Source organism: Veillonella parvula (genome assembly GCF_036456085.1).
GTDB lineage: Bacteria > Bacillota > Negativicutes > Veillonellales > Veillonellaceae > Veillonella > Veillonella parvula_E.
Genome location: NZ_CP138632.1, coordinates 483,976 through 507,494 on the forward strand (window position 1 = coordinate 483,976; position 23,519 = coordinate 507,494).

The 23,519-nt window shown below is 37.4% G+C and carries 18 protein-coding genes; 16 read left to right on the top strand and 2 right to left on the bottom strand.

Going from position 1 to position 23,519, the window contains the following annotated elements:
- The 10 genes from glyS to trmFO all read left to right on the top strand — a co-directional run bounded on the left by glyS (nucleotide 1) and on the right by trmFO (nucleotide 12,386).
- Nucleotides 1-2,052, top strand: coding sequence for a glycine--tRNA ligase subunit beta (gene glyS, locus PK1910_RS02350; protein ID WP_287511181.1), 2,052 nt, complete (start codon nucleotides 1-3; stop codon nucleotides 2,050-2,052).
- A 166-nt stretch (nucleotides 2,053-2,218) separates the two neighbouring features.
- Nucleotides 2,219-2,605, top strand: coding sequence for a MarR family winged helix-turn-helix transcriptional regulator (locus tag PK1910_RS02355; protein ID WP_101928418.1), 387 nt, complete (start codon nucleotides 2,219-2,221; stop codon nucleotides 2,603-2,605).
- A 142-nt stretch (nucleotides 2,606-2,747) separates the two neighbouring features.
- A complete protein-coding gene (gene rplS, locus PK1910_RS02360; protein WP_004695921.1) occupies nucleotides 2,748-3,089 on the top strand; it encodes a 50S ribosomal protein L19 in 342 nt (113 codons plus the stop codon).
- 184 nt (nucleotides 3,090-3,273) lie between these two features.
- A complete protein-coding gene (ylqF, locus tag PK1910_RS02365) occupies nucleotides 3,274-4,179 on the top strand; it encodes a ribosome biogenesis GTPase YlqF (RefSeq protein ID WP_287511182.1) in 906 nt (301 codons plus the stop codon).
- The gene (locus tag PK1910_RS02370) at nucleotides 4,172-4,969 is read left to right on the top strand and encodes a ribonuclease HII (RefSeq protein ID WP_039964961.1); all 798 of its coding nucleotides are present in this window, start codon (nucleotides 4,172-4,174) and stop codon (nucleotides 4,967-4,969) included. The genes ylqF and PK1910_RS02370 overlap by 8 nt, the downstream gene beginning before the upstream one ends.
- 295 nt (nucleotides 4,970-5,264) lie before the next feature.
- A complete protein-coding gene (locus PK1910_RS02375; protein WP_004695915.1) occupies nucleotides 5,265-5,663 on the top strand; it encodes a YraN family protein in 399 nt (132 codons plus the stop codon).
- A 12-nt stretch (nucleotides 5,664-5,675) separates the two neighbouring features.
- Nucleotides 5,676-7,382: a YifB family Mg chelatase-like AAA ATPase gene (locus tag PK1910_RS02380; RefSeq protein ID WP_287511183.1), complete on the top strand. Its 1,707-nt coding sequence runs from the start codon at nucleotides 5,676-5,678 to the stop codon at nucleotides 7,380-7,382.
- A 106-nt stretch (nucleotides 7,383-7,488) separates the two neighbouring features.
- The gene (gene dprA / locus PK1910_RS02385; RefSeq protein WP_270278705.1) at nucleotides 7,489-8,715 is read left to right on the top strand and encodes a DNA-processing protein DprA; all 1,227 of its coding nucleotides are present in this window, start codon (nucleotides 7,489-7,491) and stop codon (nucleotides 8,713-8,715) included.
- Nucleotides 8,705-11,080 carry a type I DNA topoisomerase gene (gene topA, locus PK1910_RS02390; protein ID WP_287511185.1) on the top strand — a complete coding sequence of 792 codons (2,376 nt, stop codon included), beginning with the start codon at nucleotides 8,705-8,707 and terminating at the stop codon, nucleotides 11,078-11,080. Before dprA ends, topA begins: the two co-directional genes overlap by 11 nt.
- Nucleotides 11,070-12,386 carry a methylenetetrahydrofolate--tRNA-(uracil(54)-C(5))-methyltransferase (FADH(2)-oxidizing) TrmFO gene (gene trmFO, locus PK1910_RS02395; RefSeq protein WP_008713971.1) on the top strand — a complete coding sequence of 439 codons (1,317 nt, stop codon included), beginning with the start codon at nucleotides 11,070-11,072 and terminating at the stop codon, nucleotides 12,384-12,386. Before topA ends, trmFO begins: the two co-directional genes overlap by 11 nt.
- Nucleotides 12,387-12,494: 108 nt before the next feature.
- Here trmFO and lgt read toward each other — a convergent pair whose 3' ends face one another.
- Nucleotides 12,495-13,319: a prolipoprotein diacylglyceryl transferase gene (lgt, locus tag PK1910_RS02400; protein ID WP_008713970.1), complete on the bottom strand. Its 825-nt coding sequence runs from the start codon at nucleotides 13,317-13,319 to the stop codon at nucleotides 12,495-12,497.
- A 157-nt stretch (nucleotides 13,320-13,476) separates the two neighbouring features.
- Here lgt and PK1910_RS02405 point away from each other — a divergent pair, with 157 nt between their 5' ends.
- From PK1910_RS02405 to PK1910_RS02415, 3 genes are all read left to right on the top strand, one after another.
- Nucleotides 13,477-15,159: a glycosyl hydrolase family 18 protein gene (locus PK1910_RS02405; RefSeq protein WP_060919823.1), complete on the top strand. Its 1,683-nt coding sequence runs from the start codon at nucleotides 13,477-13,479 to the stop codon at nucleotides 15,157-15,159.
- A 90-nt stretch (nucleotides 15,160-15,249) separates the two neighbouring features.
- Complete coding sequence (gene leuS / locus PK1910_RS02410) at nucleotides 15,250-17,718, top strand: leucine--tRNA ligase (RefSeq protein WP_287511186.1); 2,469 nt, start codon at nucleotides 15,250-15,252, stop codon at nucleotides 17,716-17,718.
- Nucleotides 17,719-17,793: 75 nt separating this feature from the next.
- Nucleotides 17,794-18,273, top strand: coding sequence for a deoxycytidylate deaminase (locus tag PK1910_RS02415; RefSeq protein WP_004695896.1), 480 nt, complete (start codon nucleotides 17,794-17,796; stop codon nucleotides 18,271-18,273).
- 160 nt (nucleotides 18,274-18,433) lie between these two features.
- Here the strand turns inward: PK1910_RS02415 and PK1910_RS02420 are convergent, their stop codons facing one another.
- Complete coding sequence (locus tag PK1910_RS02420) at nucleotides 18,434-19,663, bottom strand: aminopeptidase (RefSeq protein ID WP_287511187.1); 1,230 nt, start codon at nucleotides 19,661-19,663, stop codon at nucleotides 18,434-18,436.
- Between the two features lie 111 nt (nucleotides 19,664-19,774).
- Here PK1910_RS02420 and PK1910_RS02425 point away from each other — a divergent pair, with 111 nt between their 5' ends.
- Genes PK1910_RS02425 through holA form a run of 3 tightly spaced genes read left to right on the top strand, consistent with a single transcriptional unit; the run spans nucleotide 19,775 to nucleotide 23,518 of the window.
- Nucleotides 19,775-20,344 (top strand): helix-hairpin-helix domain-containing protein, encoded by a 570-nt coding sequence (locus tag PK1910_RS02425; protein WP_021148170.1) that lies wholly within the window; start codon nucleotides 19,775-19,777, stop codon nucleotides 20,342-20,344.
- Nucleotides 20,301-22,529 carry a ComEC/Rec2 family competence protein gene (locus PK1910_RS02430; protein WP_331299342.1) on the top strand — a complete coding sequence of 743 codons (2,229 nt, stop codon included), beginning with the start codon at nucleotides 20,301-20,303 and terminating at the stop codon, nucleotides 22,527-22,529. The genes PK1910_RS02425 and PK1910_RS02430 overlap by 44 nt, the downstream gene beginning before the upstream one ends.
- A gap of 11 nt (nucleotides 22,530-22,540) precedes the next feature.
- A complete protein-coding gene (gene holA / locus PK1910_RS02435) occupies nucleotides 22,541-23,518 on the top strand; it encodes a DNA polymerase III subunit delta (protein ID WP_287511188.1) in 978 nt (325 codons plus the stop codon).
- Nucleotide 23,519: the final 1 nt, after the last annotated feature.

Below are 23,519 nucleotides of genomic sequence, written 5' to 3' on the forward strand. Positions count from 1 at the left end.
ATGGCAAAAGATTTATTATTTGAAATCGGTGCAGAAGAAATTCCTGCCGGCTTTATGCCAAATATCTTAGGTCAATTGAAACAATTGGCTGAAACAAAATTAAATGATGCCCATCTTCCTTTTGAAAGCATCGCAACATACGGCACACCACGTCGTTTGGCTCTTATCGTGAAAGGTCTTGCTGATACATCTGCTGAAATCAGCGAACGTCATAAAGGTCCTTCTGCATCCATCGCCTATGATGCTGATGGCAATGCAACAAAAGCAGCTATCGGCTTTGCTCGTGGTAAAGGTCTTGATGTAGCTGATCTCGTTGTAGAAGACGGCTATATTTACGCTGAAACTAAAACTGCAGGCGTACCTGCAAAAGATATCGTCACAGACATGTTGCCACAATTGATTACAGGTCTTAACTTCCCTAAATCCATGCATTGGGGTAATTTAGATGCTAAGTTCGTACGTCCTGTACGTTGGCTTGTAGCTTTACTTGATGAAGAAGTAATTCCTGTAGAATTTGCTACTGTTAAATCTGGTAATGTAACACGTGGTCATCGATTCTTAGGTGCTGATGAAATCACTATCAAAAATGCATCATCCTATGTAGACACATTAAAAGAAAACTTTGTTATGGTTGATCAAGACGCACGTCGTGAATTGATTTCCAAACAATTACATGACATTGCAGCTTCTAAAAATGCATCCATCGTTTGGGATGATGATTTGTTAGAAGAAATTAACTATCTTGTTGAATGGCCTACAGCATTGTGTGGTGGATTCGAAGAATCCTACTTGGCACTTCCAGATGCAGCCATCATTACACCTATGAAAGACCATCAACGCTACTTCCCATTGGTTGACCAAGACGGCAAATTGTTGCCAATGTTCTTAACAGTTCGTAACGGCTCCGATCATTCTATCGAAGTGGTTCAAGCTGGTAATGAACGTGTATTGCGTGCACGTCTTGATGATGCTAAATTTTTCTTTAACGAAGACCGCAAGAAACCTCTTATCGACCGTCAAGATGGTTTAACTAAAATTGTATTCCAAGAAGGTCTTGGTAACTTAGCGGATAAAACTGAACGTTTACTTAAATTGGGCCGTGTATTTGGTGAAGAATGTGGTTTACATGAAGATGCAGCTGTTGTGTTAGAACGTGCTACAGAGCTCGCTAAAACTGACCTTACAACAGGTATGGTTACAGAGTTCACTGAATTACAAGGTGTAATGGGTAAAGAATACGCTTTACTTGATGGTGAATCTCCTGAAGTAGCAGAAGCTATTTTCGAACAATATTTACCACGTTTTGCAGGTGATGTATTGCCTCAAACTGAAGCAGGTAAAGTATTGTCCATTATCGATAAAGTAGATAACATCGTTGCTACTTTCAGCCGTGGTTTAATTCCTACAGGCTCTCAAGATCCATATGCATTGCGTCGTCAAACTATTGGTATATTGAACATCTTACTTGGTAGTGAGTGGAATATCAGCTTGCGTCCAATTTTCAAAGCATCTATGGAATTACTTAATGTGCCAGCTGAAAAACAAGACGAATTGCTTGGTCAAGTAGAAGAATTCTTCACACTTCGTTTGAAAAATATCTTCCTTGATCGCGAAGTTCCTCATCATGTAATTGACTTGTTGTTGTCCAACAACGAATTGTCCGTTGCTGATGCTGAAGGTCTTGTAAATGCATTGTTAGCTAACCGCATCGATGAAAACGTTGAACTTGTTCAAGCTTATACTCGTATGTACAATCTTGTAAAAGATGTGGAATATACTGGTGTTAATAGCGATTTGTTGAAAGAAGATGCTGAAAAAGCATTGTTTGAAGCTGCTACTAAAGCATCTGAAGCGAGTAGTGCTGCTTGGGAAGCTGGCGATTATGATGCAGTTGTGGCAGTTCCAGCTACTTTAGTTCCAGCCATCAACAAATTCTTTGAAGATGTAATGGTTATGGATAAAGATGAAGCAATTAAAGCTAACCGTTTACAACTCGTTCGTTTAGCATACAGTGTAATGGCCATTATCGGCGATATTAGCGCATTAAAATAACATATTTCAGTAAAAGTTAAATTTTTTACAATGATATACAGGAGAAGAGGTACCGTGCGTACCTCTTTTTTGCTTTTACGAAGAATATGCAAATTTTATGCAGGATTTTTAGAGACTATGGAGAATACTTTATAATATACAAAGTTGTATGAGGAGATAGATGATTATGAATCATGATGAATTATATAAAGCCTTATGTAAGGTGCCAAGCGGCAAAGAAAAGTCTCGTGATAGAATTATTATTGAATTATATATGCGTTCTCAAGGAGCATCACAGAAGCAGTTAGTAGATGCTCTAAATATGCGTCCCGCTACTGTGTCGGAGCAGACAGATATTCTCATTGAATTGGGATATGTTACAAAACATATTGATTATATGGATAAACGTATATCTGTAGTTACTTTAACATATGAGGGGAAACGGTTAGGCAAAACTCTTTTACATACATATAACGAATTTCTTAATGTAATGTTCTCTGATTTATCGGATGAAGAACAGGAGAATTTATACCGCTTATTAGGTAAGTTAAAACGACCAATTATGCGTAAATAATACGTAAATATTTGGATTATTAAAATAATATAGAAAATACTTGCTAACAGTACGTGATTTATGATACTATATTGCTGTTAATTTGAGACAGTCCGCTGCCTATAAGGTGTAGGTATTGAATGTCTGCAAACAGGAGGAAACAATGAACATTATTAACGTACTTGAACAAGAACAACTTCGTACAGACATCCCTACTTTCCGCGCTGGTGACACAGTTCGCGTACACGTAAAAGTAGTGGAAGGTACTCGTGAACGTATCCAAGTGTTCGAAGGTTTGGTAATCAAACGTCAAAACGGTGGCGTACGTGAAACTTTTACAGTTCGTCGTATTGCATCCGGTGTAGGTGTAGAACGTACATTCCCACTTCACAGCCCACGTTTAGCTAAAATCGAAGTTATGCGTCGTGGTGTTGTTCGTCGTGCTAAATTGTACTACTTACGTAACCTTACTGGTAAAGCTGCTCGTATTCGCGAAAAACGCTAATGTTCATAAAAGGCTGCCGTTGGCAGCCTTTTATTTTTGCTAAGATTAGATATGAATAGTTCTATTTTATTATTCTATGAATTAAAGAGTTATAATAGAGGAATATAGAGCTGTAAAAAGATAAATATAAAATATACTAAGTATCTCTATGAGATGTATATAAAGTATGTAGAAAGGATATAAAATGGCAGATTCACCTATCGTACATTGGTTCCCTGGGCATATGGCGAAAGCTACTCGTATGATTACAGAGTACATCAAGAAGGTAGATGTTGTTATCGAGTTATTAGATGCGCGTATTCCTCGCTCTAGTGCGAATCCTGTAATCCTTGAACTCGTTGGTCAAAAACCACATATTGTACTGTTAAATAAAGTTGACTTAGCTGATCCTAAATCCACAAAGGAATGGACTGAATTCTTTACTAAACAAGGCATTACAGTATTGGCTATCGATTCTAAATCTGGCAAAGGCAATAAAAAATTATTATCTACCATAGAACGTCTAAGTAAACCTATCATTGATCGTTGGGTAGCGAAAGGTATTCGCAGTCGTTCTGTTAGGACTATCATCTTAGGCATTCCTAATGTTGGTAAATCTACATTGATTAACTCTTTAGCTGGTTCTGCTGCAACGCGTACAGCTAATAAGGCAGGTCATACACGTGGTCAACAGTGGGTTAAAATCGGTAAAAATCTTGAATTGCTTGATACACCAGGTGTATTATGGCCAAAATTAGAGGACCAACGTGCAGCGGCTCGCCTCGCTATGACAGGTGCCATTTCCGATGATGTTTATGATTTAGAGCATGTTATAAAACAGCTATTAAATTACTTATTGACGAACACGCCAAATATTTTGGTAGAGCGTTATAAATTAAAGGAAGAAGAGATGACCGATGTTGATACGATTCTTGAAAGCATCGGGCGTCGTCGAGGTTGTCTTGTAAGTGGTGGCATTGTAGATTTTGACAAGGCTCGCCGTATTATCTTGCAAGACTACCGCAATACTAAGTTAGGTACAATTACTCTCGATCAAGTTGATGAAGAACCGTACTACCCTGCAGATGGTGAGGAGAGTCATAATGGATAAGGATGTATTTTCTAAGTTAAAAGTAGCAGATATTAAAGCTCTCTTTGAAACTGAACAAGCCTTAGAGATTTTGTCTTTTGCTCAAGAGGATACTCGTAGTTCTGTACAGAAATTGGCTGCTTCTTATATTAAGCGTCAAGAAAAAGAGTTAAAAGAACAGCAACGTCTTATGGGTATGTATGACTATGAAGGCATGTTCTATGATCAAGGTATCTATCATGTGGCTGGTGTTGATGAAGTGGGGCGTGGTCCTATTGCGGGGCCTGTCACGGTAGCTGCTGTTATCTTGCCACCTATGACATTAATTCCAGGCCTTAATGACTCTAAAAAACTAACCGAAGAAAAGCGTGAAGCGCTCTATGATATCATCATGGACGAAGCCGTTGCTGTTAGCTGTATTTCCTACGGCCCAGAAAAGATTGATGAACTCAATATTTATGAAGCAACGCGACAAGCGATGTATGAGGCTATTCGTACGCTCAGCGTACCAGCTGAAGCAGTAGTAGCCGATGCTATGAAATTGCCTGATTTGAGGATTCCCGTTGAATCCATCATTAAAGGTGATAGCAAAAGCGCTAATATTGCTGCTGCATCCATCATTGCAAAGGTTACGCGAGATCGATATATGAAGAGTCTTGATGATGAGTTCCCTGGCTATGGCTTTGGTATTCATAAAGGTTACTATACGGAATTACATAAAGAAGCTATCGAGCAACAAGGGGTAACACCACTACATCGAAAGAGCTTTGAACCTATTAAATCTATCGTTCGTTGGGTTAAACCTGAGTAATTTCTAAGTATTTATTATGGATAATAAATTTATTTTATAATTAGACTATCAAGTTAAGTCCTATAGTTGTATTAGTTTTATTCGTATTATCACATTATAAATTGCATATAGTTCATAACTGTAAAGAGGTTCCTAATAGTCACCTATGTGACTATTAGGAACCTCTTTTGTATTTACTTTTACATCTTACGTATCTTACTCTACAAGTAAGTATTACCTGTTGAAAGATTAATATAGTGTAGATATTAAAATTCTATGAGTTATTGTTGCAGATACACCTTATTAGGAGGTATATATGAAAACGATTAGTACTGGTAAAGCATTTAATGAACTCGATTCAAAAGAACTGGGCAAATGGGGAGAACGAGTAGCCACTAACTATATTGAAAAAATAGGACTTACAGTAGTAGATACAAATTATCGAACGCGGTTAGGAGAAATTGACATCATTGCTAAACGTGATTTAGTCTATCATTTTATTGAAATTAAAGCTCGCCGAGGTATGCAACATGGACTAGCACGTGAGGCAGTTACCAAGAAAAAACAAAAGCATATTAAACGAGCTGCCATGTTGTTTCTATATGATCTAAATCAAAAAAAGCGCCGTTGGAAGGAAATATCCTTTGATGTAATAGAGGTGTATTTACACGAAGACTTTCAAAGTTCTATTCATTATTTACCACAGTGCTTTTAGTGAGGTCAGTTTATGTACGCAAAATTATATGGAGCCACCTTGCACGGCATTGATGGATGCATCATTACTGTAGAGGTCGATATATCACAAGGTTTGCCGGTTTTTGATATCGTTGGACTACCTAATCAATCGGTTAAAGAGGCTCGTGAACGGGTACGAGCGGCCATTAAAAATAGTGGATACGAATTTCCAATGAGACGCATCGTAGTCAATTTAGCTCCGGCTACAATTCGTAAAAGTAGCGCTGGACTCGATTTAGCTATCGCTTTAGGGGTTCTGCTTGCATCAGGACAGATAAAGGGGCGTAAAGCAAAGATTTCGACTTTATTTGATAAGAGTTTGTTTATGGGAGAGTTAGCGTTAGATGGTTCGCTATTACCAACCTTTGGGACTTTAGCTATGTCGCTAGCAGGATTAGATGCTAACTATTCAACAGTTTATACAAGTATTGCAAATGGTAAAGTGCTACAGTCTATTCCTAATTTAACCATATATGGTGGATCATCACTACAAGAAATTATTACTATTTTAGAGGAACAAATTAAGCCAAAGGTAGTTGATAAAAATAAACAAATAAGTATCAAAAAAGAAAAAGTAAATAAACACAATGCCAATAAATCAATTCCAGGGTCTTTAGAGTCTATGCCATTAACCGGAAGCAATGAAAATCTATATACAATCAGTAAATCACAAGTAACTATGATTAGTAATAATTGTGTTGATACGTCTGTTACGGATGAAAGTATAACTATAAAGACTAATCAACTATATACAGTTGATTTTGGCGATGTACAAGGTCAAGAGTTAGGCAAACGAGCCATGCTCATTAGTGCTGCAGGTCATCATCATTGTATTATGATAGGGCCTCCAGGTGGGGGTAAAACGATGATGGCAGAACGATTGCCGACCATATTGCCTCCTATGACTTGGAATGAAATTGTTGAAGTGAGTCGTATACAAGATGTAATAGGTTTGCTGGGCGATAATGGGCTAGTTACATCTAGACCTTTTAGACATCCTCATCATACGGCTACTTTGGCTAGTATAGTCGGTGGAGGAATTCAGGGACGTCCTGGAGAGGTAACATTAGCTCACGGAGGTGTATTATTTATGGATGAAGCGCCTGAGTTTCAACACCAAGTAATCGATGCATTACGACAGCCTTTAGAGTCTAGAACGATTACTATAAATCGGTCTCAAGGAAATTATATATATCCAGCTAATTTTATTTGTATTCTTGCGGCCAATCCTTGTCCTTGTGGGTATTACCATGATCCTCATAAGGAATGTGTCTGTACAGAAACGATGGTTAAAAACTATCAGCAACGGTTATCAGGGCCGATTATGGATCGTATTGATTTGCATATTCCCGTTGAGAGACCGACCCTTGAACAGCTGTTAGATACATCATCTTCAAATATGACGAGTGAAAGTATGAGACAACAAGTTATCATGGCCACTGCTATGCAACAGAAACGATATGAAGGTTTTGACTTTAATTCGAATGGAGCAGTTCCTCATAAGGCAATTAGTGAACTATGCAATATTACAGATAAGGCTTGGAGTGTTTTAGTCAATATATTTGACCATTTTCATTTAAGTGGGCGAGCTTTTGATCGCATATTAAAGGTGGCTCGTACAATTGCTGATTTAGAAGAAAATCCAAAAGTAGAACCACATCATATTTCTGAAGCAATGTTATTTAGAACTGGCAAATAAAGTAAGTATCTCATAAATTTAGTAGTTGTTTATTTGCCAAAAGTAGTTGTTTGATTCTATATAAAATTAATGATTATATACTTAGAAAGAATTACTAGGTGTTTATATGATTAGATACGATGACAATATTTATATTGCAGGATTACAAAGCTTATACAATGTTGGAGCCACATATGTAAGGCGATTTATAGAGGATTTTGGATCCCCTTATGATGCGTGGCAAGCTATTAAGAATGTAGAAAACTTAAAATCTTATACACATATTTCTGCATCTGATAAACGTGCCATTTCAGCATCGGCTAAAGATGAAAAATTAGATTATATTATCCATAAAGTAGACGAATACCAGATGGATTTTACTACCTTTTTAGACAAAGACTTTCCGTCTATCTTAAATCATATATACAATCCGCCAGCCATTTTATTTATGAGAGGTAATCAGGCACTCTTAGATGGACGATTAAATCGCATTGCTATTGTTGGAGCAAGGAGTTGCTCCTTATATGGCCGGAATGTGGCGAGAATGCTCGGCAAAGAATTAGGTAAATACAGTACCATTATTGTTAGCGGTGGGGCCCGTGGTATAGACTCACATGGTCATGAAGGCCTTCTGGCTAGTCAGGGGTATGGAATCATTGTTATGGGTTGTGGTTTAGATATTACCTATCCTCGAGAAAATGCAAAATTATTTGATCGTATGTTACAAAATAATGGGTTACTTCTATCCGAATACCCGCCAGGTACACCGCCGTCCGCAAAACATTTCCCAGCACGGAATCGTATCATTAGTGGATTATGCAGAGGTGTTATCGTAGTGGAGGCCAAGTCTAGTAGTGGTTCTTTGATTACGGCAGATATGGCGGTTAGTGAAGGTCGAGATGTATTTGTGGTACCATGTAATCTATTAGACCATACGGCAGACGGAAATAAATTCTTAATGAAAAATGGTGCATATGTACTTACTGGTTATGAGGATATAGTTGAACAATACCATTTAACAATGCGGGAATATTTTTCTAGTGAACATAAACTTTTACCAACAAATAATAAAGGTAATAAAGGCGTAAAAGCTAGCGTTCAAATAGGAAATCATAGTCAAAGTGTTGATAGAAAAGGGTGCTCTATGTTAAGCTTTAATGTGGATAGGAGTGTAATATTGAATGAAATACCTCATGATCGATGTATTACGGTTAGTGATATTTTGAAAGCGACTCGTATTCCATTACAACAACTACAGCCCTTATTACTAACATTAGAAATGGAAGGGGCTATAGAGAATCATCCGCCGAGAGGCTATATTAATATGACTAGGAGTGATATACTTGTCCATTAAACGATCTATCGTTATTGGCGAGCCGAAAGCAGCTAGTACTAGTAAAGATACAGAAAAGAAAAATACTAAGAAAGAGAGTACTACTATAAAGCGTAAGGTTACTAAAGAAGCCCTTACTCCAATGGGGATTGTACGGGATAAATCTGTACTACAAACTTCCGTGCCACCGGAGCAACGGGAACCTCGCGTATATAATCCGGACGGCAAAGTCTTGGTTATTGTAGAATCTCCTGCTAAATCTAAAACAATTGAAAAATTCTTAGGTCCTAACTATGTGGTAAAAGCAAGTATGGGCCATCTACGAGACTTGCCTAAATCTCAAATGGGCATCGATATAGAGCATGGCTTTACACCGCGCTACAGCAATCTTGTAACTCGTAAAAAGGTTATAGATGAACTCGTTTCCTATGCTGATGAAAGCAGCGCCGTATTGCTTGCAACTGACCCTGACCGCGAAGGGGAAGCCATTTCTTGGCACTTAGCGTACATTCTCAATGTAGATCCTAAGTCTACCTGTCGTATTACGTTTAATGAAATCACTAAAAATGCCGTAGCAGAGGCTTTGGAGGCTCCACGTACCATCGATATGAATATGGTAGATGCTCAACAAGCGCGCCGTGTATTAGATCGTATCGTAGGTTATAAATTGAGTCCATTACTTTGGAAAAAAGTATGTAAAGGACTCAGCGCTGGTCGTGTACAATCTGTAGCAGTTCGACTTATCTGTGAACGAGAGCGCGAAATCCAAGCCTTCGAACCACAAGAATATTGGACCATTAAAGGTAATTTTGAAACACCTAAAAAAGAATCTTTCACAGCGGAGTTGACACATATTAAAGGCGAGAAAATCGATATTACTACTGAAAGTGATGCACAAGCCGTGGTTGATGCTATTGGCGGTGAAGATGCAGTAGTGACAAATATTGAAAAGCGCAAACGTTCTCGTAAAGCGGCACCTCCGTTTACAACATCTACGTTGCAACAAGACGGCGTGCGTAAATTGAACTTTGGTGCTAAGCGTACGATGATGATCGCCCAACATTTATATGAAGGTTTAGAAATTGGCTCCTATGGCCACGTAGGTTTGATTACATATATGCGTACAGACTCTACGCGTATCTCTAAAGAGATGCAAGCTATGGCTAAGGACTTTATTCTTCGCAATTATGGGGAAGACTATTATCCGTCTAAACCAAATGTGTACGGCTCTAAGGGTTCTGCACAAGATGCGCATGAGGCTATTCGTCCTACATCTCTCGAGTTAACACCTAAAATGGTGGAACCATTCTTGAGTCGTGATGAACTTAAGCTATATACGTTGATTTGGAATCGTTTTATGGCTAGCCAAATGGCGCCGCAACTAAATGAATCCACAACGATAGAGTTGAATGTAAAAGATGACTATACATTTAAAGCGACTGGCTCTCGTGTTATCTTCCCAGGTTTCAGTACCGTTTATGAAGATGCAAAAAAAGAGGATGTACCTCAATTACCTGTTTTAAAAAAGAATGATGCTGCCCATACGGTAGAGGTATTGCCTGAACAACATTTCACACAACCACCTCCACGTTACTCCGAGGCGAGTCTTATCAAGACATTAGAAGAACTCGGCATTGGTCGCCCTAGTACATACGCACCAATTCTAGATACTATCGTAAGCCGTAACTATGTGGAAAATACGAATAAACAATTCGTGCCTACAGAGCTAGGCTTTGTGGTGGTAGATTTCTTGATTGCATACTTTGAAAAAATCATCAATACTGGCTTTACCCGTGATCTAGAACAAGAACTAGATGCTATTGCGTCTGGCAAGGATACGTATGTAAAAGTATTATCTGATTTCTACGAGGTCTTTGCGCAAGAGCTAGAAGATGCAAGTGACGTAGACCGCATTGAAATTGCATCTATGGAAAGTGATGAAATCTGTGAACTTTGCAATAGCCCAATGGTATATAAATTTGGTCGCTACGGTAAGTTCTTAGCATGTTCTAACTTCCCGGAATGTAAAAATACTAAACCTATTACAGTAGGAACTGGTGTAACATGTCCTAAATGTAAAGAAGGGGAAATCGTAGAACGCAAGTCTCGTCGTGGGCGTATTTTCTATGGCTGTAATCGATACCCACAATGCGACTTTACATTATGGGATAAGCCAACTCATGATTTCTGTGAAACATGTGGTTCTATAATGGTTGAAAAGACATATAAAAATGGTACAGTTAAAAAGTTCTGTTCCAATGAAACTTGTCCTACTAGGCCACCAAAGAAAACAAGAAAGAAAAAAAGCGAAGCTAGTGAAGAAACTGTAAAAGAATCTAAAAAGTCTAGCAAAGCTAAAAAAGAGGAAACTACAATTGAATCATAAAAATGTTATCGTTATTGGTGCAGGCCTTGCAGGATCCGAAGCAGCTTGGCAGCTTGCTAACCGAGGCATTCATGTAGACTTATATGAAATGCGTCCTGTTAAGAGTTCTCCTGCGCACCAAACAGATCAATTTGCAGAGCTCGTATGTAGTAACTCGTTGCGCGCTGGTAATATTGAAAATGCGGTAGGTCTTTTGAAAGAAGAAATGCGTCGTCTCGGTTCCATCATTATGGAATGTGCTGATGCAACTGCTGTTCCTGCAGGTGGTGCTTTAGCCGTTGATCGTCATTTATTTAGTGAAATGGTGACGAAAAAAGTAAAAGGTCATCCTAATATTACAGTTCATCTAGAAGAGGTCACTGAACTTCCTACAGAAGCAACTGTTATTTTTGCATCTGGTCCGCTTACATCTGAAGCATTAGGAGATAAGATTAAGGCCTTAACTGGTGAAACAGGCTTTTACTTCTACGATGCTGCTGCACCTATTGTAACGGCTGAATCCTTAAACTATGATAAAGTTTTTGCTGCCTCACGTTATGATAAGGGCGATGCGGATTATCTTAACTGTCCTATGACCGAAGAAGAATATAAAGCGTTCTGGCATGAGCTTACAACGGCTGAAGCCGTACAACCAAAAGATTTTGAAAAGGAAATCTACTTTGAAGGCTGTATGCCCGTAGAAATTATGGCGAGCCGTGGGGAAGATACATTGCGTTATGGGCCCTTAAAGCCTGTGGGCTTAGTGGATAAACGCACCGATGAGGAATCTTATGCAGTTGTGCAATTGCGTAAGGAGAATAAAGAAGGTACCATGTTTAATTTGGTAGGCTTTCAAACTCATTTAAAATGGGGCGAGCAAAAGCGTGTATTCGGTATGATTCCAGGCCTTGAAAATGCCGATTTTATTCGTTATGGTGTTATGCATCGCAATACGTATATCAATTCTCCTGAGTTATTGAATCATGCATTCCAGCTTAAAAAGGAACCGCGTTTATTCTTTGCTGGTCAAATGACTGGAGTTGAAGGTTATTTAGAATCTGCTGCTAGTGGTCTAATGGTAGGCCTACAAGTAGACCGTTACTTAGAGGAACAACCATTTATTGAGTTTCCTAAGACGACGGCTATCGGTTCCCTTAGTCACTATATTTCTAACTACGAAGGCTCTAACTTCCAACCGATGAATGTCAACTTTGGCATCATGGATCCATGGCCTCAAAAAGTACGCAAGAAAAAAGAAAAAAATGCACTGATTGCAAATCGTGCTTTAGAAGAACTGGATGCTCTAAAAGCTAAAGAAAATTTATAAGAAATAGCCTTTTAAGAAATAGTTTTATTTCAAAAAATAGTAAAAGTCCTACATTCATAGGTAAAACCCATGAGTGTAGGACTTTTTTGTTAAGTATTTTTGTATTTATTATTTACGTTTTTTAGTTTTTGTTGTTGATTCTGTAGCTACTATAACAGCTTGATTTTTCTTTTCAAGATAGCCTAGATAAATGAATACACAGATACCTACAATGATGGCTATTAAACTCGTCATTTGAGCAGATTTTAAACCTAGCGTTAAGTTTACGTAATCGCCACGTAAGAACTCTAAGAAGAAGCGAGCCGTAGAATAGAGAATGGCATATAGTACGAACACTTGGCCCTTAGCATGTTTGAAAGATCCAAATAATAGAAGGGCTACAAAGATGAGAATATCAATTTGACCTTCCCATACTTCGGCAGGCCAAAGCGGCTGATTACCGTAGGTGCGATAGGCAAGGGTACTTTCAGGATAGATAATACCATAATTACCACCCGTAGGATGACCGAAAGCATCACCGTTTAAAAGGTTTGCCATACGGCCTACCGATTGAGCTAAAATCAATGCAGGGGCAAATAAATCGGCAAAAGCCCAAAAGTCAATTTTGTTTTTACGAAGATACCAATAGCCAGCAATTGTGCCTAGTACCACGCCACCTTGAATGGCCATACCTCCTTGCCAAACAAAGGGAATTTCTAATAAATGATTACCGTAATAATCCCAATCAAAGAAGAATACGTCCCATAGACGAGCACCGATGAGACCAGCTACGGCTACAGTAATGGAAAAGTCGATGATGTGTTCATGCCAACCGCGGCCATCCTTTTTCAAAAGTACATAGGCAACAGAGGCACCACAAATGATAGCCAAAGCTAACATGGTACCATAGGCTCTAATAGGGAAGTCCCCTATGAAAAATAAATATTGATGCATACAAAACTCCTTATGTGATAATTTTTTATTAGTACATAAATTAAATTATAAATTACATATATCCTTCATGCAAGAAAAGAGATGAACTATATATAATATGGTATAATATAGAGATTGGTATTGTATCCCAGTATGGGACCTAGAATTAGGAGAGTACATGATTCGTAAATCTACTATTATAAAATCATTAACAGCTTTAGTAATGTCTGCATTATCTAGTACAATCGTACAAGCAGAGGTATTGGTACCATTAGATCAATTTTTAGCCACTACTACACGTCATTACGAAGCAAATCAATATAAAACAGCATATACAGTATATATTCCACAAAGTGAATTACAAGGTGATACGGTTATTTTAAATCCTGCAGCCGTAGGTGAACCTGTTAAATTGCCCATTACCAAAAAAGATGGTATATCCTATGTAGATATTGAGTCTGAGCCAGCTATGCTGGGTGTTAGTTATACAAAAAATAATGGTCAACTTATTTTAGGACCTGCACCAGAAGCATCTACGGTGAAAGCACCTTATACATTGCAAACACCATTGGCTTGGGCTTTTGATCCATGGACAACAGAGGGAATTCCGTATCAGGCAAAACTCAATACGAGTGGTGATAATATTATTTCTCCAAGTTGGTTTAAATTGCATAGCTTAGGTTTAGAAGCAAGTTCAAATGTAAATATTGATTATGTGAAAGCGTATAAGGATAAAGGCTATCATATTTGGCCGTTAATTACTAATCGGTTTGACTCTAATTTTACAAGTGGTATTTTGTCGGATCAATCGGTATGGAAGAAATTTGCTCATAACCTTGTTCAATATGCCTATATATATGGGTTTGATGGTTATAACTTTGACTTTGAAAACATTAATTATGCTGATCGTGATCGTTTAACAACATTTGTAGCATATTTGTCTAATCATTTACATCAGTATAATATTAAAACTTCTATCGATGTGACTGGCTATTCTGATAGTCCAGAATGGTCATTAGTGTATAACCGTAAAGCTTTGGCAGATACAGTAGATTATGTAGTTCTTATGGCGTATGACGAAACTTGGGCTAAGAGTACTACTGCAGGTCCTGTTGCAAGTTATCCTTGGGTCCGTAGCCATACAGAAAGAATGCTATCTGAAGTTCCTTCTCAAAAGTTAATATTAGGCGTACCATTCTATATGCGCTTATGGCATGAAACGAATGGTTATGCAAAAAGCGAGACATTGGCTATGAAGAATACAAGTAATTACTTTGCTAATTACAGAGATAAAATGACTTGGGACGATCGATTAAAGTTATACTATTTATCTATTCCAACAGCTTCTGGTTCAGATCGTATTTGGTTTGAAGATAATACATCGTTAGGCTTAAAACTTGATCTGGTAAAAGAATTACACCTTGGTGGGTTTGCAGCATGGCGTAAAGGGTTTGAAGATATTTCTACGATTACTATGATTCAAGAAAAAGACTTAGGACGTGGTATTCCTAAATCTCCTACAGCAGTTGTTCCTGAACCTGTAGTTCAAGAAGCTAAACCATTAACAAAGCTTGAACAATACAAATTACGCTTAGAAGAAAAAGAAAAAGAAAAAGCAGCTAAAGCGGAAGCAAAACGGAAAGCTAAAGAAGAGAAAGAAGCTGCTAAACGCAAAGCAAAAGAAGAAGTTGAAAAAGTAAAAGCTGAGAAAAAACGCTTAGAAGAAGAGGCTAAAGCTAGAAAAGAACACAATAAACAAACTGTTAAAGAGCAAAATGATTTATATACTAGTCATAGTTCTGATCAAAATACAAGCCCTAAAAATGATTTAATAAAAACTATTCAAGTCGTAAAACGCTAGTGTTTGACTGCTTTTACAGTACGTAGTAAAATAAAAATATTAATTATAAAATGGCAACCTATGAGGTTGACCATATGAGGAGGCCCCTACATGAACGAAAAGTATGTAGCCCAAGATATTGAAAAAAAGTGGCAACAGTATTGGGAAGATAACCATACATTTAAAACAGAATATGATGAATCTAAAGAAAAATACTATGTATTAGAAATGTTCCCGTACCCATCTGGTAACTTACACATGGGTCACGTGCGTAACTATTCCATCGGTGACGTAGTAGCTCGTTTCAAAAAAATGAAGGGCTTCAACGTGTTGCATCCAATGGGCTGGGACTCCTTTGGTATGCCTGCTGAAAATGCGGCTATCAAACATGGTATTGCACCTAAAACATGGACTCTTGATAATATCGAGAACATGAAATTACAACAAAAAGCTCTTGGTTTGTCCTACGATTGGGACCGTGAAGTAGCGACTTGCAAAGAAGATTACTATAAATGGACTCAATGGTTCTTCCAACAATTTTATAAAAAAGGCTTAGCGTACAAAAAAGAAGCTAAAGTAAACTGGTGTGAAACTTGTCATACTGTTTTGGCAAACGAACAAGTCATCGATGGTGCTTGCTGGCGCTGTGATAACCCAGTTGAGAAAAAAGACTTGTCTCAATGGTTCTTGCGCATCACTGAATATGCAGATCGCTTGTTAACTGATTTGGATACTCTTGATCACTGGCCACAACGCGTTAAATTGATGCAAAAGAATTGGATTGGCCGCTCAGAAGGTACGGAGTTTTCCTTTGAAGTACCGTCTATTAATGAACGTGTATCTGTGTATACGACCCGTGTAGATACAATTTATGGCGTAAGCTATGTAGTACTGGCTCCTGAACATCCATATGTAGAACGCATTATTGAAAACGCTCCTAATAAAGCTGAATTAGAAGCTTTTATTACACGTATGCGGAATATGAGCGATATCGACCGTACATCTACAGAGGCACCTAAAGAAGGTATGTTCACCGGCTCTTATGCAGTAAACCCTATGTCTGGCGAACAAGTACCGGTTTGGATTGCTAACTATGTATTAGTAGACTACGGTACAGGCGCTGTAATGGGTTCTCCTGCACATGATGAACGTGACTGGGAATTTGCTCATAAATACGATTTGCCAATTAAACAGGTTGTAGCTTGTGAAGGCGAAGAATATAGCCTTGAAAAATGGCAAGAATGGTACCATGAAGATGGCATTCTAGTTAACTCTGGCGATTATAACGGCCAAACATCTGCAGAGGCTCGTAAAAATATTACAGCTGCTCTTAATGAACGCGGTATTGGTGAAGGTAAAGTAAACTTCCGCCTTCGTGACTGGTTGATTTCTCGTCAACGTTACTGGGGCGTGCCAATTCCTGTAGTATATTGTGAAAAATGTGGTGAACAACTCGTTCCTGAAGAAGAGTTGCCAGTACGCTTGCCAGAGAATGTTAAATTTGAATCTGGTGCCGTATCTCCATTAGCTACATCTGAAAGCTTCCTAAATACTACATGTCCTAAGTGTGGTGGCCCTGCACGTCGTGAAACAGACACGATGGACACATTTATCGATTCCTCTTGGTACTTCTTGCGCTATACAGATGCTAAAAATGACCAAGCTTCATTCGATAAAAAAATTGCTAATTACTGGATGAATGTTGACCAATACATCGGCGGTATTGAACATGCTATCTTGCATTTATTGTACTCTCGATTCTTTGTGAAAGTTATTCACGATTTAGGCCTTATCGATGCAAATGAACCATTCCGTGGCTTGTTGACACAGGGTATGGTTCTTAAAGAAGGCAGTAAAATGTCTAAATCCAAAGGTAATGTAGTTTCTCCTGAAGAAATTATCAATACCTATGGTGCTGATACTGCTCGCTTGTTCATTCTATTTGCAGCTCCTGTAGATCGTGACCTTGATTGGTCTGACCAAGGTGTTGAAGGTTCCTATCGTTTCTTAGGCCGTGTATGGCGTATTGTTGATGCGTACAACGAAGAGTCTAAGAAAAATGTAACTGGTGATCTTACAAAAGACGAATTCGGATTGCGTCGTGAATTACACCGTGTTATCAAAAAGGTTACGGAAGACTTAGATAATAATTTCAACTTTAATACAGCGATTTCTGCCATCATGGAACTTGTAAATGCTATGTATGCTCATAAGGATAAAGTAGAAACAATCAATAGTGCATTAGCTAATGAATTGACACATTCCTTATTGCTTCTTTTAGCGCCATTTGTGCCTCATATTACAGAAGAATTGTGGCATGAATTGGGTGAAACTACATCCATTCACACAGAAAAATGGCCTGTATATGAAGAATCCGCTCTCGTTGTAGACGAAGTAGAAGTAGTCTTGCAAGTAAATGGTAAAGTTCGTGATAAACTTACTGTTTCCGTAAATATTACAAAAGAAGAATTAGAAACATTGGCCAAAGAATCTAGCCGTGTTCAAGAATTTATAGAACGTAAGTATATCGTAAAAGTTATTTACGTACCTGGTAAACTTGTAAATATCGTTGTTAAATAAGGATATTCTATTTGTTTAATATTGTAAGCCCCCAACTACATAGGTAGAAGGGGGCTTATTTTAAGTGAGGTAATTATGGCAAAACGTAGCGATTATATTTCCTGGGATGAATACTTCATGGGTGTTGCCATTTTGGCAGCACAACGTTCTAAGGATCCAAATACACAAGTTGGTGCATGTATTGTTAGTAATGATAATAAAATCTTGTCCATTGGTTATAATGGTATGCCTTTGAATTGCAGTGATGATGATTTCACATGGGAACGTGATACAGCTGATGATAACAAATATTTCTATACTGTACATAGCGAACTCAATGCAATCTTAAATTATCGTGGCGGTTCTCTAGAGGGCTCTAAAATATATGTAACGCTTTTCCCATGTAATGAATGTGCGAAAGCCATCATTCAAAGTGGTATTAAAGCCGTTATCTATCGCGATGATCTCTATAAGGATACAAAAGAAGTAAAAGCATCCAAACGGATGTTGAAAACCGCAGGTGTAGACATTATTGAATACAAATCTACAGGCCGCACATTGAATATTACATTGTGATATAATAATTTTTTACCACTTATAAGAACCCCTATATACAAGCGTATATAGGGGCTCTTTTATATGTAGTTTTCTATTATAAATTGATATCAACCAGATCCGTTAGATTGAACGTACAGTTTTTACTATCATCCAATGTAGGATTACACTGTAGTCATGTTTATACTTGTAAACGGCCATCAATCATAATGTCTACTTTTTGGCCATCACGAGTGTAGCCTTTAATATTCATATGTTCATGACCAATCATAAAGTCTACATGTGTTAAGGAGTAGTTAAGGCCACGTTCTTTTAATTCTTCTTCAGATAAACCATCACTATTTTTGAGGCATGTAGGATAAGATGCACCAATCGCTAAATGGCAGGATGCATTTTCATCAAACAATGTTTCGTAGAAAATTTGGTTAGATTGGCTAATTGGGCTGAAGTGGTCCACCAAAGCAACTTCGCCGAGGTAGTGGGAGCCTTCATCGGTTTCTATTAACTCTTTTAATACTTCATAACCTTCTTTTGCAGTATAATCAACGATTTTACCTTCTTTGAAAGTAAAGGAGAAATCAGAAATAGTATTGCCATGGTAAATTAAAGGTTTTGTGCTGTATACAATACCATTAACACCATTATATTGGGGTGCGGAGAAAACTTCCTCTGTAGGAATATTGGCATTAAAAATAGTGCCATCCTTTGAAGATTCTTCACCACCTAGCCATATATGACCTTCTGGTAATTCTAATAAGAGGTCAGTACCATTTTTACAAGTATAACGCAATGCCTTTAAGTCTAATTTATTCAATGCTTCACAGCGGTGACGCAATTTTGCCATGTGATGACGATATGTGTCTTTCGGTTCTACACCTTCAATGCGGCAAAGTTTTAATAGGGTAGCCCATAGTTGTTCAATTTTCTCTTCATCTGTACCTTCATAGCCAAGTAAATCTGCCCATAGAACCGTTGGTACAGAAGCAACGCACCATGTAACAGAGGAGTTCATAATCGCTGTATGGTAGAAGGATAAAGCTTTATTTAAGTTACGAGATTGTAGTGAAATACGATTTGTTGGAATACCTTCTAACGCTTTTGGGTTCGCACTAATCAAAGATAAGAAAGCGGCCTTATCATCGATGTATTGCTTGTAGAATTCAGGTATCCAGTTAGCCGGTCTTTCTAATACAGATTCCTTAGCATGTAATAAACGTTGACGAGCGATTGGAGAACATCTCCAGTTGAGGACAACCTCTTTGGCACCTAATTCATATGCTTCTTCTGTGACGATAACTGCAAAGTCTTTGTTTTCCACATCTACAGAAATAACAAGAGTTTGATCTTCTTGTAAATTTACGCCATATTTTAACAAGGTATGTGCATATTTTTTTAATATTTCTTGATTCATTGTATCTCCTTATATTCGACATCAATTATGAAACTCCTGCTGGTGTGACCAATAGAGTCAACGGTAGGAGTTTACTTTTTCATAGGGAATTCTTTCAGTAGGAGGTGCACTATGAAAGTAAAATTGAAGCCATATATGACAATTATATTAATCCTATGTATTTTAGTAGGAATTTATTTCCTATGGCCTATTATAACAGATGAAAGCGATTCTGTCTTAGTTGAAGGAGCAATAGATGGAAATTCTTCTATATCAACTGTTGAACAAACATCCAACAAACCTATAGCTTATATTACGGGCGCCGTAGTTTCACCTGGTTTATATGAGTTTGAAAGTAGTGCTACTGTAGGTGATGTAGTTCAGTTAGCAGGTGGGCTATTACCTTATGCTGATGTAGAATCAGTCAATATGGCAAAGTCGGTTAATGCGGGAGATCATATCCACATAGTATTTAACTTCCACGGTAATCCAGAGGTTTTATTGCGCGGTAACAAAATTAATATCAATACAGCTTCTGCAAAAGATCTTGATGCATTACCAGGCATAGGACCCGCTATGGCAAAAAGAATTGAAGAGTATCGTTCACAAAAAGGACCCTTTACATCCGTTGAAGGTATCAAGGGGGTGAAGGGCATCGGTGATGGCGTATTTAAGAAGATTAAAGATAAAATTACAATCTAAATTTAGGAATACAGAACGAGCGTTTGAGGAATCAATCTTCAATACTCAAGTTTTAGTTAATACAAAGCCATTTATAACTTATAGCCAATGGGCACATACTATATTGGGATCTATAATAATTGGCACTATATTAGGATATGGTAAATATTATCCCGTACTTAGTCAAATGCATTATATTTTTGCGATTGCCTTAGCTATTATTGGTGTAACTGTTATTAAAATAATGCAATCTTATTGTAGGTGGCGTTTATATGCCAATTTATTAATATTAGTTTTTGCTGCAATGGGATTATCCTATTATCATACAGACTTACAAATTATTAATTATAGTAGCTATACATCATACTATTTACAGCAAGAAGGAGAATATCTAGGTACTGTTGTATCATCTCCTGAAATAGTAAATCTAGATGGACAGGAATATTACAAATATAATGTAGAGTTACATGGATTACATCCCTATAAAGATTCTGCTAAAAATGACTATATTAAGGCACAGGGTCGATTACAGATTTACTCAAAGGTATCTGCTACAAAGTATACAATACGGCTAGGGGAACAAGCAATAATTGAAGGTACACCAAAAAGCTTATTTCTCATTGAAGAGGAAGGACGCATTAATCTTAGAGGCAGATATATGAGCTCTAATACAAGAGGTCGAATCTATGATGGTGTATATCGATCTGCTACTAATAAAGATTTACAAGCATTCCACTTTAAAGAAACATTTTCTGAAAAACTATATGGAAAAAGTTTATATTTATGTGGTCAAATACGAGAATCTATTGAAAAAAATATTGCTAGTAATCTAGATGGTCCACAAAAGGTATTAGCACAAGCCTTATGCTTGGGTGGTCATTATAGTGAGCTAGGGGAAAAGCGAATGAAAGATTTTGCTTATACGGGTCTCATCCATATTTTATCTATCTCTGGCTCACATATTGCACTGCTATTAGCCTTAATTTACGGTTTAGGAAGACTCGTTAAATTAGGGAAGCGCACATGCTTAATTTTAGGTATATTAGTAGCTTGTATATATTGCTGTATCGTTGGTGGAGATGCACCTGTTATACGTGCAACGATGATGAGTATACTCATGTGCATGGCTTATGTAAAAGGACGATTATATCAAGCTAAACAGGCTTTATGTATATGCGCTATACTATGTCTTGTATATGATCCTTTTTCTTTGTTTGATGTAAGCTTTCAACTATCCTTTGGTGCAACCTATGGTTTACTTATATGGGGGAAGGTACTATATGAACGGATACAATGGCTACCAAAATGGATTAAAACACCCCTTGTTTTATGTGTGTCAGCACAGTTGCTCATCTTGCCGCTACAGCTGTATTACTTTCACTATATTAGTATTGCTAGTTTATTAGCAGCTTGCATAGTAGCACCTATATTAGATATATCCATCATTTTAATCTTTATAAGCACTGTTATTAGCTATGTAATGTCTATATCTTTTCCATGGTCTTTGATAGATGTACTATTACGCATATCGTTATATTTAAATCATGTCTTAGGGAGTAGTGGTAGTTTACTTTGGCTTGGTATGATGCATCTTTATTGTGTTTATGTATATTATACTTTACTAGGTCTGTTTACGTACTTTTTGACACATAAGAAGAAGTATACTGTATATGTAGTAATGTCCTTATTATGCATGGTTGCAGCCTATGGTGTTTCATACTATGTGACTCATCATCACAAGAATACGTTAATCCATTATATTCCTATGAAACAGTGTAATGTGCTGCTGTGTATAGCACCAAACCATGAACAGGCATATTTGTTAATCGATGCACCAGATTATATTAAAACAATGCCTAATGAAAGTCTAATTAATCAAACTATTAGGGCATATGGCATGAATCCTAGAATGGTAAAAGTTAAGTACTTTCACAGTAACGGTTCGGCAAGGGTAATATATAAAAATGGTATGAACCAAATAGTCGTATATAATGGACAAAGTAGAGAAAAAAATCTAAAATTAAATGATAAGGTTAATGTTTTATTTATAACGAGTCGATTTAGTGTAATGCATGAAATTGATCGTATTTCACCGCGTAGTACTGTTTTGTTTAGTAGTCCTCATGGTGCTTTACGCGATGTGGATCCATCATCAGAACATATGTATATAATGGGATACAGCTTTATTAAAGATATCTATCTGTGAAAGGAGGGAACATGGCACATATTCAACTCATCTATGGCGACGAACCACAATTAATTGAAGAAGAAAAACGTAAATTTTTAAGTGCCTATCCAGACCTTCCAGTGACTGTATTAGATGATGAGGTGGGCCCACAAAAAATAAGTGAAAAACTATGTGAAGATTCACTTTTTGGCGATCAAAAGGTCTTCTGTTTAGTTAATTTGCCTATCATTCGTAAAAGTGGCAAAAATAGTGATGCTTGGATTCCATTGTATGAACTCCTCTTGGAATATAATGGAGATAATCCTATCGTTTTGATTTATCATGATATGATTGATAAACGTATTAAGCAGAATAAAGAGATTTTAGAAAAAATACCAAATCATCAATGTAAGCGTCTTGAAGGGGCAGACCTCGTGATGTGGATACGTCAGTACTGTACGTCTAACGGCTTTAAAATGACGCCTGATGCACAGGAATATGTGGCTCATCTCATTGATTTGTGGCAAGAGGTACCTGTTTCTTTTATGAGAACTGAGTTTGACCGATATTTTTTACAGATTACTGGGGAAAAGGTTATTACCAAAGAATTTCTCGAAGAAAACGGTAGTGACTATGGAGCCAAAAACATTTTTACTTTTAAAGAGGCTCTATTAAAAAGAGATATCGATACATTACTTGAACTATTTCCATTTATGTTCGGCTATAAAGAATTAGACCGTGCTATGAGCTATATTGAGGGGCAATTACGTTTACAGTTGCTAGTTAGCGAATGTCGCCAAGTGGGTATGTCTGTTCAAGCCATACAAAACTTATGTAAGGATCATGATTCGTCATTTAAACCATATCCGATTAAGCTAGCTTACGAAGCAAGTCCTAGAATTTCAGTTAAGGCCTTGCGAGCTTTATTAAAAGGGCTTTATGAGATTATATTAGATAGCCGTAGCAGCAAGGGCGATATTTGGCGATTTAGAGATTTATGTATTACCTACTGTGGGTATAAGGGATAAA